The following is an 18,009-nucleotide window of genomic DNA, read 5'->3' as shown; positions in this document are numbered from 1 at the left end:
GACAGCGACCCACCGGCACGCAGATTGGACAGTGTCATCACGCCACCCCTGTCCATGCTGGAAAATCGAATGGGCGCAGTTGCCTCGCCTGTTCTCCCAGACCGATTTGACGTGCCTCGCGCCTGATCACCCATGACGTTGGCGGTGAACTTGTGCCCGCAAATTATGCGGCAGGGGCCAGACCGACCAGCGATGCGGCGTTTCCGTTTCCGGTCTGCTGCCCCGCGATATCGCGGTTTGGCAGAACCGACCCCGAATGCTCAGACGGCGCCGAAACCGGCGATCAGTCTTTGAAACGCGCTCTCTCCCATGATCTGGATGGAATGCCCCGCATCCCGCATCTGCACGGCCTTCTGGTGCTTGGCGCTGCGCAAGGCGCCCTCGTGTTCCAGCAGGTCCTGATCGCCTAGGACAAGATGGGTGGTCTGCCGTGTCACACCGGCCCTGACGTCCATCCCGGATCGCGCCGCCATCTCGGCCGCCATTGCGCGCGGCATGCCAAGCGTGCCCGTGAAAACCACCGTGGACCCCGCCAGCGGCCCCGCGGGATTTCCCGCCAAAGTGATCGCAGGCGGCTGGCGCTTTTTCACGACCGGCTTGATCAGGTCGTCGAAGGGCAGGCCCAGGCGGCGCTCGGCATGCTGCACGACCATGGCCGCCGCGCGGGCGTCCTCTCCCGCGTCGTGGTGGTGGAACCGAAGGTTCAGCACGCGTTTGAGGTTTGCCAGCCCATGCCCTCCGTTCCCCTTCAGTTCGGGCCAAGCCCGCCTTGCGATCGTGACGCTGTCGCTCCAGCGCAGATCGGGAACGTCCAGGCCGCAGACCCGGCAGGCAGCATTCATCGCCTGCTTGTCAAAATTGCTGTGCTGCACAAGCTGTTGGCGCGTCAGCAGGGGCAGCAGCATCTCCAGCGCCTCGGCAAAGCCGGGGGCCTGTGCCACATGGTCCGGACCGATGCCGTGCAGACGAATGTTGAATGGGTCGAATCGCGACCTGGGATTGACCAGCATCGAAAACGTCTGAATTTCGCCATCCGGCTGCACGCAGGCCAAGCCGATCTGACAGATGCTTGCCGCGTCGCTGCACGCCGTCTCGACGTCCAGCGCGACGAAGCGAAAGTTGCCCACGGGAACCTGATCGGCATGGCCGAAGGCTGGCCTGGCAGCCTGCAGATCGATCCCGGACGTCGGCAAACCGCGACCCGCCCCGCGTCGATCATGAAGGTGTACGTCGGGCATGGTCCCGAAAGGCCGATCGAACCGAGTCATGCAAATCCTCGCCACCAAGGCCGCCGCGTCACGTCAGACGACGCCGCTATCGTCGGACATCTGCCGGCACGGTGCAACCGCTTCGCAGCGTCAGTTCGGCCGCGATGCATCGACGATCGGATGCCCTCCGGTTCGCCTGACCAGATACCACGATTGCAGTGCAGCCACGTCTCTGGTCAGACAACCCTGCCCCGCAGGCCGACGCCACGCCCGGCGGCGACTATGCAAACCTACCCCTCAAGTTGGGCAAAAGGCGTGCCAAGGATCGGCACGCCTTTCCGATCTTCAGGCGACCAGCGCCTTTCTGTTGCGAGCATGGCGTTCCGCTAGCTTTCGTCCCAGCCGCCCGGTCAGCATGGGGCGCACGGCCGCACGCGACGTTCCATCGGCCAGATCCGGGAACAGGGCCAAGATTTCGGCACGCGCCTCGACGGGGACCGCCTTCAGCGCCTCCTGTCCGGTGTGAAGCGACTCGGTCTCCGCCCCGTTTGACAGGACGATCTGGTGGTCGTCGAACAGGAAGTGGACATAGGTCACCTCGTCCAGATCGTCGGCCACGTCGATGCCGTCGGCGGCCATCAGCTGCTTGGCGGCGACCAGGACCTCGGGCGCGCCGACCATGCGCGTGGCGATCTTCGATCGCACCAGGATGCGGTGCTGGGGCGAGACGATCAGGTCGCTGCTGGGCAATGCCTGGCCCAGCGCGCCGGCGCGGATGCGGATGGGCGCAAGTGCGGGCCGATCCGCCAAGGCGGCCGCGTCGATGACACGCTGACCGATCCAGCGGATGGGCTGCGCGCCGTTGTCGCGGGTCATCACCATGTCGCCGACCTTCAGCGCACCGGCCGGCACGGGACCGTCCACCGTCTGGATCAGCGCGTCCGACCCGAAGCACAGAACCGAGGTCGAGCCTTCGGTCAGCTGCGCCGCCGTCACCGCCGTTCCGCCGTTCTGGATCCTCAGTGTGACGTTTTCGGCAAAGCCCGCATCGGTCCGGATGCTGTTCAGCACCCCGTCATCGGCCTGGTCCGCCCTGAGCCAGCCCAAGGCGGAGTTGTAGGGTGTCAGGCCCGCCGACACCCGCTGCGCATTGATGATCGCCAGGTTGTCATCGTTGTAGAAGGCCGTCAGATCCACGCTGTCGTTGTTGGCCGGGTCGCCGGTCGTGAAGTCGGTGATGAGATCGCCGTTCGACACGACGAAGACGTCGTTGCCCGCACCACCCGTCAAAGTGTCGGCGCCTGGGCCGCCGTCCAGATAGTCATTTCCGTCGCCACCCAGAAGAACGTCGTTGCCAGCGCCCCCCAGCAGGCTGTCGTCGCCGCTGCCGCCGCTCAGCTGGTCGTCGCCCGTACCACCCAGCAGGGTATCGTTGCCCGCACCCCCGGCGACGGTGTCGTTTCCGGCCCCCGCATCGACATAGTCGTTGCCCTCACCCGCATCGACAAGGTCCTGCCCGTCCCCCGCGCTGACGACATCCGCACCGCCACCCGTGACGATCGTGTCGTCGCCTGCCCCGCCATCGATCGTCTCGGCACCAAGGCCGCCGGTAAAGCTGTCATTGCCCGCACCCAGGGCGAAGCTCGCGGCCGAGGTGTTGGTGGCCGCGTTGACCGTATCGGCCCCCGCGCCTGTGGTGATCGCCTCAATGGTGTTGAAGCTGGCCGTGCTGCCACCATTGGCAAAGGTGCCGGTGCCGTTGGTGAACGTAACCGTGGACGCGCCCGTCAGCGTGGCCCCTGACAGCGTGTCGCTGCCGGCGCCGCCGGTGATGGTGTCGCTGCCGAACGTCCCGGTCAGGTTGACCAGGTCGTCGCCCTCGCCCGCGTTGATCGTATCCGCGCCGGAACCGCCCGCGTTGATCGTGTCCGCCCCCGGCGCCCGTGGCAAAGCTTCCCGCGGCGGTCCCGCTGATGGTGACCGTATCGGCGCCGGCGCCGGTGGTGACGGCCTCGATGGTGTTGAAGCTGGCCGTGCTGCCTCCGCTGGCAAAGGTGCCGGAGCCGCCGTTGAATGTGACGGTGGACGCGCCTGTCAGCGTTGCCCCGGACAGCGTGTCGCTGCCCGCGCCGCCGGTGATGGTGTCGTTGCCGAACGTCCCGGTCAGGTTGACCAGGTCGTTGCCCTCGCCCGCGTCGATCAGATCGTTTCCAAGACCGCCGTCGATGGTGTCGTTGCCCGCGCCCGCGCGGATACGGTCATCATTGAAATTGGTGCCCGCGCTGGTCAACCCGTCATTGCCGTCGACCCGGTCGGAGCCGCCGGCGGCAGGCTCTGCATAACTGGGACCGATCAGGTCGGCCCCGGCCGTGCCATCGACAAATCCGTCGTCGAATATCCCAAGCTGGCGGTCGATCAACAGGTTGACGTCATTATTCGCCACCGAATCCAGCCGGATCGACTGAATCGGCTTGAGCGTCAACGCCGCGTTCGACCCCGTGGCCGGCGGCGGCGCAAGAAACAGTTCGCCCGTTTCCGCCTGCACCACCAGCAGCGTCACGTTCGACGCGGTCGAGCCATCCGCATAGGTCACGGTGCCGTTGTAATTGACCAAGGCGTCAAAGTTGAAGGTCTGGACTCCGGCGCCAATGTTGGTCGTAAAGCGATCCGCCGATGTGCCGACGGCCGTATCCGTGTCCAGCGCGTTGTCGCTGCCGCTGCGATTGATCATCGTTGCAGAGGTGATGCTGTTGTAGAGCGGCGCGCCTTGCGAACCGAACACCCGGGGCCCCGAACCGGACGCGGCGGTCAGGAGACTGGATGCGTTTTCTGCGCCGGCAATTAGCTCTGACGGGTCGACCGTGACGATGCCGCCGGTGGCGTTGCGGGGCGTTCCAAGAGAGATCCAGTTGAAGGTCGTCGGCATGATGTATCCTGTGTCCAGCCCATGGTCCGGGCATGATGAAGAGACACCGCGGATCGCGGCGCCGGCTCAGACATGAATGTGCACTAGGTACGAAGGGGCAGACGGGTCCGCGAATGCGGCCTTTCCCGGAACTGCCCGGCAGTCTGCGTCATGGAGGGCTGTCGCCGTGGCGCATGTCTGCGGATTGCAGGGGGGTGCGGAGTTTGGACAGGCAAGCGTGCAACCTTTGCAATCGGGTTGTTGTCAGTCGGTGGTCGGCTTTGCTCCACCACCACCATGAAGGTTCGGCGTAGCAAGACACCGTTAACCAATCAACTCACGATTGTATTTGTCGGCACATTTGCGCCGGTGATGGCAAAATCGTTACCATTCACCAGACAACGAAGCGAGGGCGCCCATGGGCTTTATGGTCACCGCAGGACGCTCGGTACGGTGTGCTTGCCATCCCACTCAGCCAGCCGCACCCCAAGATGGATGACATAGCGGGCAACGGCGCTGTGCGCATCGTCAGGCGCCAGATGTCCATCCAGCGTCAGATAAATGGCAGCCGCATTCCGATATTCTTCCTCGGAGGTAATTTCAGCAGCCCCACCATAAAGGTCGAAATAGGAGAGGATGGGATCAACCTGGGTTTCGGGCACGCCCGCGGCCACGAACCGGTCGCGCAATTCACGATCGATCATCAATCACCCAGGTAGCGCGCGGCCCTGTAACCCGCACCTCACTCAACCGTTCATTCATTTCGCGGTATTCTCCATCACCGCGTTGCTAGGTAGCGCTTCCCACCGTTGTAAGGTCAAGACACCCACAACACTGCGATCAATTGTGATCGCTTTGTCTATCCTAAAGCGACGTGTCGGACGTCATTGGAAGGACGTTGCTCCAAAAATCGAAACTGTCGTAAGTTTTGCAAATTATTTGTCGCTCTATAGTAAGCAGTCTCAGGATGCCGCGCTCTGGTCTAAGATATTGCGAACTATCCGGGCAGCGGCCGCATCAATTGCAAATTAAGTTCCGGAAAACTGAGTTCAGCTGTCCAAACTTTGGTCGACAATTCCTCTGCGGCTGAACCTAATTAGCATTGGCACCATTCTGCCGATTGCATCAAATTTTCATTGTTGATTCAGCCTGAAACTATCAAATCGTGATGACTGCGAGGCGCATACCATTTTCGTGTATAGGTACCTTAGCAAGGGGCAATCAACTGTTGCGACGCGCCAAAGTGTTGGGACCGGTGTAACACCTCGGTCGTGACGCTCTCAACGCGTTCCGAAACATGCGGACACGCGCCAACTTCAGATTGCAGGCCATAATCCATCTCGTGGAACACATCAGGTGTTCACCTTGTGGAGGTACGTACAGGCCAATGCAAAGCATTCGATAACAGAAACGCTTTCACGGGAAAAATATGCGATGGCGGATCAGGCCACGCTTGGAAGTGCACTCGATCTGAGGTTCCTAATAGAACGGCCTACCTGCATGCCGTGGTGGGTAACAGGAGAGAAAGCAACGTCGCGACAAGATGCATGTCAGGGCGGCGGTGCGAACCGCAATAATCGTCAGCTCGACGTTCCTCCTTCTCCGGTTCAGATAAAAATCCTTCTCCTGGAACATCAGGCGGGGGTTCCGGTTCAGACGCTGCACAGACCAAGGCTTGATCAATGGCAACGATCCGAAAGAACACCGCGCGCGCGCGACCCAAATCAGACACAAAGTCGAAGGCCGCAAAGCACGTGCCTCCGATGAAAAGCAGGTCCGCCATGTCGGCGCCCGCCTTTCTGGACAAGCTGATAGAGTCCAAGGTCGATCAGGCGATACGGCTGCTGAAGGATTACAGAAAGAGCTAAACGCATTCAGGAAGCACGGCTTGCAACCTTGTGCGTGGCGTCGATCAGGATGCATTCCCGTCGTCGACCGTATGAATTGATATTGCTAAGGTCATCTTCCACTGATCGTTAAATGCTGCCGTAACTTCAGTACCGCCGAGATAATACGTTCAATAGGTTAAATTTTGTGGGCCAAGGTTGCTGATCTGCTACGGAATTTTTCCTTCACTGATGTGCTCTCCATTCTTTTGACAGGATCTGGCGCTTTTCAAACTCTGATCTGGTCCTGCTGATCGGGTTGCGTTGCTTCTGCTGTCAGTGAGCAGACCACTGCTGGCGGTCGGCCGCCAGGGACCTTGTGCGGCCGGCGGTGGTTGTGGAATTCCATCCAGTTGCGGACACCGGTGCGTGCCTGCAATCCGGTCTCTCAGGCATGCAAATAGACGCACTCGTATTTCAGGGCGCGCCACAGGCGCTCGATGAAGGTGTTGTCCAGGGTGCGCTTGCGAACGCCTTTGCCATCCATCGAGATGCGGACGCCCGACCGTCGCAGGCGGTCTGTCCAGGCAAACGACGTGAACTGGGACCCTTGACGGCGCATGGCCGCTTGGACCGATGGCGCGACCATGCTCCATGGTCATGATGTCCGGTGGTCCGAACCGATAGATGGCCTCGTTCAGCGCCTCGACGCAGAAGTCGGCGTCCCCTTGCCATGGTCCTCGGACCAGTGGCGGACCATGGCTCGATGTTCGAGATCCGCCACGCCAGGAACCATGCGGGTGTGCCAGTCCATGATCGCCCCCAGGGAGAGCGAGGCATGAGCCGCCACCGGTCCGAGGCCATGCCGAGCGCCGCGACGCATCGGCAGATAGGTGATGTCCACATACCAGACCTGATTTGGCCGGTCCACCCGCAGGCCGCGCGAGCCAGATAGGGGTAAGTCTTGTGTCCCTTCGTCGGCCGGCCGGTGTTGGACTTCTGCTAGATCGGCATCAGACCCATCAGGCGCATAAGCCGACGTATGCGCTTTTCGTTCACCTTGTGGCCGTTTTCGGGCTTGCGCGGCCCCACTGGGGCCACGGTCCCTGCAACTGCGCAGGTGCCAGGTCATCTGACGGACGCCAAGGAAAGGCGTGTCGAGGAACTGCACGTCGATCAACCGCAATGAGCCATGTGGCCGCCACTGGTTCGAGGTCCATGGCGGACGCGAGGGTCTGGTCCGTTTCACCTTGCAGCATATGGTAAAACGACGAACGAGGGACCTGCAGCAGAGCGCACTGCCGGCCGATCGACAGGTCCGGATGGTCGCGTTCGACCATGCCGTTCGGCATCGTCTCTCGGACCAATGGCGTTCCAGTGCCGCATCACTTCCCGCCCCAGGGCTTCAGCTTTCTTTCCAAAATGAGTTGGCCACCGCCAGTTCTCCGATCTTGGCATGCAGATCCCGGACCTGGTCTTCGTCGATCACCGGCGCCTTGCGGCCACCGCGTTCAAAGACACCGGACGCGCCATCGAGCAACGCGCGTTTCCATTGATCGATCATCGTCGGGTGCACGCCGAACCGGCTCGCCAGTTCCGACACGGTCCCCTCGCCTTTCAGCGCCTCAAGTGCCGCTTTCGTATCGACATCGTCGATCTCCCTCGTGATGAAGATCAGCAGACAGCAAAAACAGAGCTTACGTCAGTGCCCAGCTTTCACGGGGCAACTCAATCCGTGCGCTCGCGGCGATCCCGGATACTTCGATATCCGGACGGCGCGTCGCACGAGAGCAATCGGCTTCGATCGAGCGTCAAGGGAAGCCTGGAACGATGGTCCCAGACAACGGCACCGAACTAACATCGACCGCCATTCTGCGGTCGTGTTCCGAGCATCGGATCGAGTGGCACTGCATCGCGCCGGGAAAGCCGATGCAAAGCCGCTTCGTCGAGGGTTTCAACTATCGGATGCGCGACAAGCTGCTCAATGATACCATGTTCCGCAACCTGGCTCATGCGCGTGTTGTGATCGCTGACCGGGCCGCCGACTACAACACCGAGCGCCCGCATTCGGCCCCGGATTACCAGACCCCGCCTGACTACGCGCCGGCCCTCACCACCGCAATTGCCCGCTCCGCTGCGCGAGATGAAAGCTCCGCGCGTCGAGCGATTGCTCAACCCGGCAGGTCATTGCGAACCACACTACTAATCATTTTCCAGCGGTCAGATCGGTCGACCTCAGCAATGCGACAAACCGAGAAAGCGTCGACCGGACGGCGCGTGCATGAAATTGGTCGGGCCGTGTGCGGGCCGCCAGCTTCGGACCGATGATCCAGTAGACCCTCACAAACAAGCGACCGGCCCGCGTCTTGATCAGGTGGTTGTCGCGGAACGCGCGCAACGCAACGACGTCGGGATGCCAGGCATTTCCATAGGCGGACGTTGCGACGAAACAGGCGCCGCCAGAGGCGGATTCCTCATCCTGATCTGCGTAGGGATCGTCCGGGTCGGGGGTGTGGGGATCGTCGGCAACCGGCGGAACGGAAGGCAGGTCGTCTTCGTCGACCGGTCGAACGGGCAGGTCGTCGTTCGGAAGACCCTTGTCATCCTCTCGCAGTTCCAGACGGGCCATCGTCGCTTCCAGCTCATCGAAGTAGATCGACGTACCCTGCTGGTCCGGCTGATCGAAGTTTCCCTCGCCCTGGCGAAAGACCTCGACAACCTGGTCATGCGTCAGCCCGTTCAGATAACTGTCCGTCACCTCGACGATCCGATCATGGTCCATGAAATCGAGAACCTGTTCGTGCAGCATGTCGATCCGCTCGGCCTGACCGGCAAGAATGACCTGGCTTCCGTCGGGGAGCCCAACCACGATGTCGCTGTCCATCGCCTGTGATGCGTCGCGAAGTGCGCCCGCATCGGCGAAGGCTCCGCCAAAGCCGATATGGTCCCGGGTCGAAAAATCCAGGATGGACGCATCGCCGCCATTGCCGACCAGGAACAGGTTTTCGTCCCCCGCCGCCTTCAAGGACGTTGTGATCCCGCGGGTCGTCGCTGCTGGCCACGATCATGTCGTCACCGTCGCCGCCTGCCACGGTGTCGTCGCCGCCATCCGCGAAGATCACGTCGCCCTGATCCGATGCCACAAGAACGTCGTCCCCCCTGCCGCCGGACAGGACATTTCTGCCGCTGCCCCCTTCTATCGTGTCATCGCCGACATGGCCGCGCAGGATGTCGTGACCCAGCCCACCGACGATCAGGTCGTCGACCATCCCGGTGGCCGGATCGGTGACGTTATGCGCCCCCTCGATGACCAGGTCGCGGCGAGGATCTGAGACCACGACGACCAGCATCTCTCCCGGTCTCAGATCATGGCGATCCTGAACGCCGGGGCCGGAAACCACGTTCATGTCTGCCCGCGCGTCGGCAATGCCGTTCGCGACCGTCACCATGCGTGCGGATTCGTCGAACCAGGGTGAATGCGGCGAATCCGCAGGCGTCAGCGTCCGGACCGAGACGTGCATCCCGTCAGCGATGCCCCCAAGATCGACCCTGCCCGCCCCGTTGGTCGGATTGTGCAGAAAGACGATCTTCTGGCTGTCATCCGCAAAGCCGGTGACGCCGATCCCGTCGGTCACAGCGATGTCCTGCAGGGCATGGGCATCGGTCATGGTGGTCTTTCCGACCAGATGGCTTTGCGCGATGTCGTAGATCTGCCCCATCGGCGTTGCGATCGCGACGATCTGTCCGCCATTGCTCTCCGCCGCGGGAAACCGGGTGTCATAGAACTTGTTCGACAACCAGTCATAGGCGATGCCCCAATGGTCGATCGAATCAACGCCAAGATCCACCGCCTTTGAGAACGCGTCGATCCAGGCCGCACCCTGATCGATGCCGACGGCCGTGTTCGCGCCGATGTTGAATTCCGAGAGCGAGAACTTCAGATCGCTGGAGAACCCCTCGAACCGCTCAAAGACCTCCATCGGACGGATCGCCCCAGTTCAGGTTCTGGGTGATCGTGCTGGCATCCGGGTAGCTGTGCTGGAAGACCGTGTCGATCATGCCGCGATGTTCCAGCGAGATCTTGGAGATGATGTCCGCGGACTCCTGCGGACCGTCCGCGGTCCATCTGCCGTCCGCGCCCTGCGTCGCGCGCCACTGGACCCCCGCCTGAACGCCCAAGCCTGGGGCATGCCAGCCGGACATGTCGTCCGAGAGCCGTTCGATCATGTCGGTGAGCTTGGGGATCTGCGCATTTGCGATCGCGCCGTATTGATGGCCCGTCAGGCTGCCCCAGGCCTTGCTGCCCCAGTATTCGTTGCCGATTTCCAGGTCCCTGATCACGGCGTCGGGAAACGCCTTAAGCGCCGTCTCCAGCCTGTCGACATAGCGGTCGAACCCCGAGTGATCGAAGACGCCCCCCTGCTTGTCATAGAACTGGAAGGTCGGCACGACCACGGTCATCGGCTTGCCGGTCAAGGAGGCATATTCCAACGCCTCGTTGATGGTCATGACATAGTTTTCGCTGCCGGGTTCGATCGGATCTCCGAACATCCGCGCCAGTCCGCCATTCGCCCAGGTCTGATCCTCGGTCACGCCGCCGCCGGGATAGCGAAACCCCGAGAAGTCGATTTCCTTGAGGGTTTCGGCAAAGGGCTGGCCATCCCTCAGACTGTCCCGCGTCAGGATGATGTTCGCGCCGAAATGAGCGTCCGTGATGAGTGACAAGGCGGTCTCCTTCAAGCCTGACCTGCGCCTGTTGCCGAAGGAGTGCCTGTCGACGCGCATGCGCCGATCCGCGTGGTCTGGTGCGTCGGCCCGATCGACGCTATGCAACAGCCCTTGATAAACCGTGAAGACGCGGCGGATTTCGACATGGCATCAGAATTGCGACCTAGGCCTGCATCGCAGTGGCCGCTGCTGACCATTGCCCAACCTGTACGCTAACTCGGTCCCCGCATCTTTCGCTTAAACCTGACGATGACGCATTTCAGCATCGTAGCGCTTTAATTTTTATAGTTTTTTATAGGAATCGCAGAAGCTCTTGGCCGTTTTGCGATGAATGGCGCGCGGAAAAAAGATACCGGTGCTGTGCGTCGGCGGCGGCGCTGAACTCAGACGGCTGCTCCGGATGGATCAACGGTGCGGGGATTCAGCATCGCGAATGCCGGTGACGACCATAGTCCTTTAGAACAAACCATCATTCAGTGCGAGACAGTGCTTCGCCCAAAGGCCGCGCCTAAAGATGCGCCTGATATGGCATCGCGAAGGCGCATCCGCGATGCCGCACCGTTACACGCTCTGGCCTGCATCCACGCCCGCGCCTGCTGTGCTATCAAGCAGAGAAATACCCAACTGCAGCGCGGCACCGATGGCCTTGGTCAGAACGATGTCAGGCGCGCCCGCGAACTGACATTCCCTGACCACGGGTGCGTCCCCGCGCAGGCAGGCCGCGATGCAGACATATCCCGCGGGCTTACCCTGATCGTCGTCCGGACCGCCCACGCCGGTGATCGCCAGCGCCAGCCCGGCAGCGGGGGCCGCATCCAGCGCACCCGTGGCCATCTGCCGGGCCACCTGCGGGTCATAGACCGTCCGCTCCTGGATCAGCTGGGCGGAGACCCCAAGCGCATTTACCTTCATCGACGGGGCATAGGTGACAAAGCTTCCCTCCAGCGCGGAGGAACTGCCGGACACGCCCCCGATGCTTGCAGCAAGCAGGCCGCCTGTGCAGGATTCCGCCGTCACCACGCGGCAACCATGCCGCTCCAGCAGCTTGCAGAGCGCGGCGGCGGACGCGTGCAGATCGTCGGGAAACCCGATGTCCACCCGCTGCCTGCGCAGGATGGCGGGGCGGAACAGCCTTTCGTCCAGCCGGTCGATCAGCGCAAGCCGATCGGCTTTCGGATGCGCAAGATTGATGGGGTTGACGCGCTTGAACCAGGTCCGTCCCAGCCGCGTCACGACGGTCGACACGATCCTCTGTGCATGCGGATCGTCGTCTGTCCCCAAGCGCCGCTGGACATCGGCCATATCCATGTCGGGACTGTCCTTGCGCGCCTGATCCAGGGCAAAGACCACGATGTCCCATTCCAGATAGGTCGCGCCGATCTGCGCCTCGTCTCCGGCACCTATTCCCAACCCGTCGGTCGGCTTGGCGCGCCACGTGTGCTCAGGGACGCCGCTATTGCGGGCCAGCCACGGAATCTCCCACGACTTGAGCAGACCCTGTACCGGCGCCAGATCGCCCACATCGCCATGCAGCGTCCAGAAGCCCGCCCCCAGCTCCGAAAAGTTGTCCGTGCTGGCGACCAGGCCCCCGAGCCGGTGAGCCTGGTCGTAAAGCGTCATCATGCGCAATCGGGCGCGCAGGTTGCCCCGACGGGTGCGTGCTCCGTCATCATCGGCGGTCGCGATGCCGGGATGCAGTCGGGCCATGGCGGACACCATGGCGTCGTATTCCGCTGACAGATCCAGGTGAAAGTGTTCAAGGCCCAGCGCCTTGCAGGCGTCGATGCCGCGGTCGGTCTCCTCCGGCACCTGATGGATGGGCAGGGTCAGTCCGATGACCTGCCAGCCCGCCGCCTTGAACAGCGCCGCGGTCAGCGCTGAATCAACGCCACCCGACATCCCAAGGACCGCCGTTCCGACCCCGGCCTGCCGGCGATAGTCCTGCAATTGACCGATCAGGTGATCCTGCACCCGCTGCAACGCGGGCACGGGAAGAAACAGGCCGTCCTTCACCTGTTCGGTGAATTTGCGCGCGAACCAAGACGACAGCGCCCCTGCCTGGTCCTGTCGCGAGAGGTTCAGAATTTCCGTTTCCAACATGGTGCACCTGCTTTGGATTGGACCCGTATACCCATCCAAAGGGGCATTTTGTTCCCGCGCACCCGGACGGACTTCGAACCCCGGTGCCTGCTACGCGGTCGCATGATCCCAAGGCGGCACCGACTGCCAATTCGAACAATACTGCATCCCAATCATCAGCGTTTGAGACCCCGCCTCGGGGCGAGCCGCAGGAGTTTTCAGAATTTATCACTGCGACGTAAAGGAGCCGCTGTTGAATCCGCCTTACGATCACCCTGTTCGTGTCAGAATGCTGAAAAGAAAAGACATTTCGATCAGCCCCTGGCAGCATTCCGACTGCCGCGCGGAGTGATTCCCATCTCGCCCGCTGGTCACAGCCAAGGACGCCGATGCGATCTAAGTGCCGGGGCAAAGTCGGGGCGCCGTCCAAGGGAACTTAGTAAACCGGACAGACGAACGACCAAATGCGCTCGAAGATTGACGAACCGCAACTGGAGTTTGTCATGCGAAGCGTCCGGTTGAACGCCTGCCGCACGCCCCTTTCGTTAATGGCGTGTCAATGTCCGTGCCGTAACACTCCGAACCTGCGATGGCACTGTCGGGAAAGGCGATGTTCTGCGGCGCGCAGTTCCCCGACCACGCCGCCGCCTGCGCGGTCCATATTCCGGCGATCATCTCCATCGGCCCATCGCCCCTGGGCCCCGACCACGACCCGCTGATCGCGCGCCACATGGGCCAGATGTCGCCCGAGGCCTCGGTGGCCCGGGACGATCCGGCCTGGTTCTTCTAAACGTCGGGAACGACGGGGCATCCCAAGGCTGCCGTGCTGACCCGCGGCCAGATGGCCTTCGTCGTCACTAACCACCTGTGCGACCTGATGCCCGGCACCACGGAACAGGACGCGTCGCTGGTGGTGGCGCCGCTCTCCTACGGTGCGGGCATCCATGCCCTGACCCAGATCGCCCGCGGCGTGCCGACCGACGGTCTTGTGGCCGTTTACGGCGACACCCGCACCCTTGGTCCAGGCGCGCGCATCATCAGCGCGGGCCTGCATCTGGGCCAGGGGGGTGACATCCACGCACATGGGCTCTGGACCGATGCTGCGAGCGTCCTGCACATGGGGCATCTGCGCCCCAAGGCCACGCACATGTCCCGCGACGCCTGTATCACGGGATGGCAGTTGGACGGTGCCATCTTCCGCCGCCTGCCGGACGCCGAGACGGGCTTTGCCCCGTTCCGACGCGCCGACGGCTGCCCGGTGGCCTACTGGCGCGCCTTGTGCGCCTGCGTCCGAATCTGCACCTCGTTCCCGTGATCACCGCGCTGATGCAGACCCGTACACGTATCCAAGGCCTTGGTGCCTTGTCGGCGCTCAGTTCGCCATAGGCGCACCTCGGCTCGGCCCGGCGACAGAGATCCTCATCCTGGGTCAAGACCGCACATCACTGCACGTCGCGCCGGTCGGAGCGGCACTGTTCGCCAAGGCGTGCTGTCACGACAAATCATGATCTGCATTACCGCGGAACTACTGCTGATCGACGCGCACTAGTCCCTGAATCACCACACCCTGTGGATCCGCAAGCGTGAAGCAAGAACTACCTAAGGAGGGAGTGCAATGTCCGTCGGGAATGGGATGTAGTTGTTGCGGATACTTCCGCCAGAGTTCTGCTGATTGGTGGGAAAATCGGTGATGTTACTCAATCATAAGCTGCATCAATCACGTTTTTTACACGGTCTTTGTTGGTCCAATTTACTCGCGACGCTTGTATTTCTGAGGATATTCTCGAATGAAGCCTACCTAAAAGCATAGTCTGTAAAATTTTAAGGAACTTTCCGGAGATTTGCCTCTTGTGCCGCACTTGAGAGATGTTGGCACTATCAGGAAGTCGTCACGATGCGAGCTGTTCGCGTTCCGCAGGTTACCCCTCCCCTTCGTAAATCCATGTCTGTCCTGCGGGACCCGACATTCAGGTTTCGGTCTGATGCATCTTCCAACCAAGCCGCCCCTGTGGGTGGCATGGCCAAGCGGGGGCTGGATGTCACGTTGGCGGTCTTGGGCCTGCTGCTGCTGGCGCCGCTGATCCTCGCGCTGGTCATCGTCCTCAAGCTGACGGATTCCGGGCCGCTGCTCTACGGGCACCGTCGCGTAGGCTTCGGCGGGCGCGAGTTCCGCTGCTGGAAGTTCCGCACCATGGTCGTCAACGGCGACGCCGTCCTGGAGCAGTACCTGCGCAAGCATCCCGCCAAGGCGGCCCTGTGGTACGAACAGCGCAAGCTGGTCGACGATCCGCGCGTCACTCCCCTCGGCGCCGTGCTGCGCAAACTGAGCCTGGACGAGCTGCCCCAGCTTCTGAACGTGCTGACCGGAGAGATGAGCCTGGTCGGCCCGCGTCCGGTCGTGCGGGCAGAGCTGGACCATTACGCCAGCTCCACCCGCCACTATCTGGCGGCCCGCCCCGGCCTGTCCGGCCTCTGGCAGATCAGCGGCCGCAGCAACACGACCTACATGGAGCGCGTGCAGATGGACCGCTTCTACGTGATGAAGTGGAACCCGTGGATGGACCTGCGCATCATCTTCATGACCATCCCGGCCGTCGCGCTGTCCCGCGGAGCGCATTGAGCGGGCGGCTGTATCCGATGCATGAATAGCCCAATGTTTCTTAGACACCTTCGTATGTCATCTTCTGCCGCCGTTCGAACTCGACTGGTGACAGCATCCTGTTCCTCGCATGCTTGCGCTTCGGGTTGTAGGACATCTTGGTGTAATCGAACACGTCCCGCCTGGCTTCTTCGCGGGTCCGATAGGTTTGCCGTCTGATCCGTTCCCGCTTGAGGAGGTTGAAGAAACTTTCGGCCACCGCGTTGTCGTGGCAGCCTCCTCGGCGGTTCATGGAGTGCTCAAGATTGCGGGCGCACAGGAAGGCGCCCCAATCCATGCTGGTGAATTGGCTGCCCTGACCGGAGTGGATCAGCACCTTCGCCTTGGGTTTGCGTCGCCAGACCGCCATGAGCAGGGCTTGCAAGACGACGTCCGTGGTCTGGCGGCTTTGCATCGATCATCCGATGACAAGCCGAGAGGTCGATGACCACCGCGAGATAGGCAAAGCCCTCCTGCGTCCGGATGTAGGTGATGTCCGTCACCCAGACACGATCCGGTGCTTCGACGTCGAACTGCCTGTCGAGGGTCTTGTCGACCATGACCGAAGGCTTGCCTCCGTAGCTGCCCGGACGCCGCTTGTAGCCGATCTGCGCCTTGATCCCTGCAAGTTGTGTCAGTCTGGCCACGCGGTTCGCGCAGATACTTTCTCCCTGCTCCAAAAGATCGTCGTGCAGTTTGCGATAGCCGTAGACCTTGCCGCTGTCGGTCCAGGCATTCAGCAGCATCTTCGTCTGGCGCTTGTCTTCAATCGCCCGATTGCTCAGCGGCACCTGAAGCCGGGCATGGAACCCGCTCGGTTGGATGCGCAGGCACCGACACATGGCCCTGACGGAAAACTGCCCTCGATGCTCGGCTACGAACGCGTATCTCACCTTGCATCCCCGGCGAAATACGCGCTCGCCACTGTCCTCGGACCGATGGCGGACAGGGCTCGCCCTTTTTTAGAATGTCCCGCTCTTTCGACACGCGCGCCACCTCGAGCTTCAGCCGACGGACCTCGACATCCTTATCGGTCTCGCCTGTGGCCGCCTTCGCGAACTTGCGCTTTCACGCATAGAGCGAATGCAGGCTGACCCCGAGCCGCTCCGAAACCGCCTTGATCGGGTAGCCCCGCTCCGTGATCTGTGCGACCGCGTCACGCTTGAACTCGTCTGTGAAGTTGCCTGTGCCCATCATGGCGTCCTTGCCTCAAAGTTAGCGAAGAAAACGTCCAGGTAACATGGGGCTATTCAGATCACCCTTGCAGCAACCGTCATCTGTTGGTCGGGAATCCAGACGATAAGCGCATGCGGACTAAGCGCAGGACCTCAGGATCCATAACTAGGTAGGGAAATACATGTTTTGTTATAGTGAGACATTCTATAGCCGAAGGCAGAAGCGCCATAACAGAGAGATTCCGTTACCTGCCAAGTCCGAACGTTCGTAGGAGATGAGACGCACTGGCATCGGCGAACCTCTTTGCTGCTCCATAATGCTGCAAACTTCGATCTCCCAATGCTATGCACGAGAAGACTGGCAACATGCCCCATGGTAAGCGAACGACCAGATGGTCCAAGCGACGTTTACAACCGTCGATCTACACTCGCACGCCATGCCGACATGAGTGAACCTGTCTGCCTCGGCAGCGCCACCATCATATGACGGCACAGTATCTTCCGGCATCCAGATGCGATCGGTCGCAGCGCCACTCGCGCCATGCGGCCCGAAGCGCCGGTCGGCACAACACGTTTTGCCATAACGGGGCCGACGCGCCAGTAAAGGCGGATGAAGGCGCGGCCAGTTGGGTATTTGACAAGTACGCGATCCCGGTATCGGCGAAGCGTCACCACATCCGGATGCATGCGGTCTCCATAGGCTGCGGTCGCGACAAAGCACGCCCCTCCTGAGGCGCCCTGATCCTCCTGGTCGGTGTCAGCCTCGTCACCAGTGCCTTCGTCATCTGAAGGGTCATCACCAACGGCAGGCAATTCGTCCGGGTCTGCCGCTGGCTGCGACGTTCCGGGAACGGGCTCGCCGTCGATATACTGCGTCGTGACGGTCTGTCCGTCCACCGTCTCCTGGACCAGGACGGGCTGGGTCGTGTTCGCGAAATTCTGGGTTATGAACAACGCGTCCTGAGTTCCGCCCTGCCCCTCAACCGACCCCAACGACAGGCCGATCCCGATATACGCGACATCGGGATCGAGGATGTTCGCCTGATGGGAGGGGCTTTCCATCAGCGCGGAATGCAGCCGGTCGACGTCGGCTTCGGTGGCCGGACCTCTCAGTCCCGTATAGGCCACATTCTCCGTCAGGTTCCATGACCCGCCGGCAAGCGGAAAGTCCGCATCCTCGACCCTGTCGGTCGGAGAGGATCCATTCTCGCCAGCGTGCGAAATCGCCTGCTCCTCGGCCATCCAGTCGGAATGGTCCTGAGCTGCGGCGTTCAGATGAACTTCGACGTGGACCGGGTTGAGGCCAGCCTGTTCCCGCTCTGCATTCACCAGATCGACGACGTGAAGTTCAAGACTGTCCGCAATCTCAGATGGCATCTTCCGCTCCAATTCCGTGAAGGAGGAGCGCGATGCAAATTTGCCGACGCAAAGGCCTGCTTGTCAGGCACGC

The 18,009-nt window shown here is 61.8% G+C and carries 14 protein-coding genes and 3 pseudogenes; 4 read left to right on the top strand and 13 right to left on the bottom strand.

Annotated features, from left to right (window positions below; genetic code table 11):
• Positions 1-260: 260 nt before the first annotated feature.
• The 7 genes and pseudogenes from F1642_RS00930 to F1642_RS16175 all read right to left on the bottom strand — a co-directional run bounded on the left by F1642_RS00930 (position 261) and on the right by F1642_RS16175 (position 7,596).
• Positions 261-1,127 (bottom strand): exonuclease domain-containing protein, encoded by an 867-nt coding sequence (locus F1642_RS00930; protein ID WP_370582733.1) that lies wholly within the window; start codon positions 1,125-1,127, stop codon positions 261-263.
• Positions 1,128-1,553: 426 nt separating this feature from the next.
• Positions 1,554-3,158, bottom strand: a complete 1,605-nt coding sequence (locus F1642_RS15180) for a Hint domain-containing protein (protein WP_255522024.1) — start codon at positions 3,156-3,158, stop codon at positions 1,554-1,556.
• Between the two features lie 157 nt (positions 3,159-3,315).
• A pseudogene (locus F1642_RS15175) lies at positions 3,316-3,939 on the bottom strand (calcium-binding protein); the annotation flags it as partial.
• 605 nt (positions 3,940-4,544) lie between these two features.
• Positions 4,545-4,817: a hypothetical protein gene (locus F1642_RS00910; protein WP_046000905.1), complete on the bottom strand. Its 273-nt coding sequence runs from the start codon at positions 4,815-4,817 to the stop codon at positions 4,545-4,547.
• Positions 4,818-5,605: 788 nt separating this feature from the next.
• Complete coding sequence (locus tag F1642_RS00905) at positions 5,606-5,896, bottom strand: hypothetical protein (protein ID WP_176695021.1); 291 nt, start codon at positions 5,894-5,896, stop codon at positions 5,606-5,608.
• A 740-nt stretch (positions 5,897-6,636) separates the two neighbouring features.
• On the bottom strand, positions 6,637-6,843 hold the full coding sequence (locus F1642_RS16180; protein ID WP_370582732.1) for a hypothetical protein: 207 nt from the start codon (positions 6,841-6,843) through the stop codon (positions 6,637-6,639).
• Positions 6,844-7,344: 501 nt separating this feature from the next.
• Positions 7,345-7,596 (bottom strand): transposase, encoded by a 252-nt coding sequence (locus tag F1642_RS16175; RefSeq protein WP_370582761.1) that lies wholly within the window; start codon positions 7,594-7,596, stop codon positions 7,345-7,347.
• Between the two features lie 83 nt (positions 7,597-7,679).
• Here F1642_RS16175 and F1642_RS00895 point away from each other — a divergent pair.
• A pseudogene (locus F1642_RS00895) lies at positions 7,680-8,117 on the top strand (integrase core domain-containing protein); the annotation flags it as partial.
• Between the two features lie 28 nt (positions 8,118-8,145).
• Here F1642_RS00895 and F1642_RS00890 read toward each other — a convergent pair.
• From F1642_RS00890 to nadE, 4 genes are all read right to left on the bottom strand, one after another.
• Positions 8,146-8,748, bottom strand: a complete 603-nt coding sequence (locus tag F1642_RS00890; protein WP_194885213.1) for a CFI-box-CTERM domain-containing protein — start codon at positions 8,746-8,748, stop codon at positions 8,146-8,148.
• Positions 8,711-9,919, bottom strand: a complete 1,209-nt coding sequence (locus tag F1642_RS00885) for a calcium-binding protein (protein ID WP_194885212.1) — start codon at positions 9,917-9,919, stop codon at positions 8,711-8,713. Before F1642_RS00885 ends, F1642_RS00890 begins: the two co-directional genes overlap by 38 nt.
• A complete protein-coding gene (locus F1642_RS00880) occupies positions 9,906-10,664 on the bottom strand; it encodes a hypothetical protein (RefSeq protein ID WP_194885211.1) in 759 nt (252 codons plus the stop codon). The genes F1642_RS00885 and F1642_RS00880 overlap by 14 nt, the downstream gene beginning before the upstream one ends.
• Before the next feature lie 564 nt (positions 10,665-11,228).
• Positions 11,229-12,767, bottom strand: coding sequence for an NAD(+) synthase (nadE, locus tag F1642_RS00875; protein WP_046000903.1), 1,539 nt, complete (start codon positions 12,765-12,767; stop codon positions 11,229-11,231).
• A gap of 568 nt (positions 12,768-13,335) precedes the next feature.
• On the opposite strand from nadE, the gene F1642_RS16170 reads away from it, so the two are divergent.
• The 3 genes from F1642_RS16170 to F1642_RS00865 all read left to right on the top strand — a co-directional run bounded on the left by F1642_RS16170 (position 13,336) and on the right by F1642_RS00865 (position 15,366).
• Positions 13,336-13,536 carry a hypothetical protein gene (locus F1642_RS16170; protein WP_046000902.1) on the top strand — a complete coding sequence of 67 codons (201 nt, stop codon included), beginning with the start codon at positions 13,336-13,338 and terminating at the stop codon, positions 13,534-13,536.
• A gap of 33 nt (positions 13,537-13,569) precedes the next feature.
• Positions 13,570-14,061 carry a hypothetical protein gene (locus F1642_RS16165; protein ID WP_206692629.1) on the top strand — a complete coding sequence of 164 codons (492 nt, stop codon included), beginning with the start codon at positions 13,570-13,572 and terminating at the stop codon, positions 14,059-14,061.
• A gap of 702 nt (positions 14,062-14,763) precedes the next feature.
• Positions 14,764-15,366 carry a sugar transferase gene (locus F1642_RS00865; RefSeq protein WP_206692796.1) on the top strand — a complete coding sequence of 201 codons (603 nt, stop codon included), beginning with the start codon at positions 14,764-14,766 and terminating at the stop codon, positions 15,364-15,366.
• Positions 15,367-15,406: 40 nt separating this feature from the next.
• Here F1642_RS00865 and F1642_RS00860 read toward each other — a convergent pair.
• A pseudogene (locus tag F1642_RS00860) lies at positions 15,407-16,578 on the bottom strand (IS3 family transposase).
• 389 nt (positions 16,579-16,967) lie between these two features.
• A complete protein-coding gene (locus F1642_RS00855) occupies positions 16,968-17,936 on the bottom strand; it encodes a CFI-box-CTERM domain-containing protein (RefSeq protein ID WP_052715277.1) in 969 nt (322 codons plus the stop codon).
• Positions 17,937-18,009 lie beyond the last annotated feature (73 nt).

Source organism: Paracoccus sp. NBH48, assembly GCF_015390265.1.
Classification (GTDB): domain Bacteria; phylum Pseudomonadota; class Alphaproteobacteria; order Rhodobacterales; family Rhodobacteraceae; genus Paracoccus; species Paracoccus marcusii.
The sequence above is the reverse complement of the archived record's forward strand: the minus strand, read 5'-3'. Positions and strand labels throughout refer to the sequence as shown.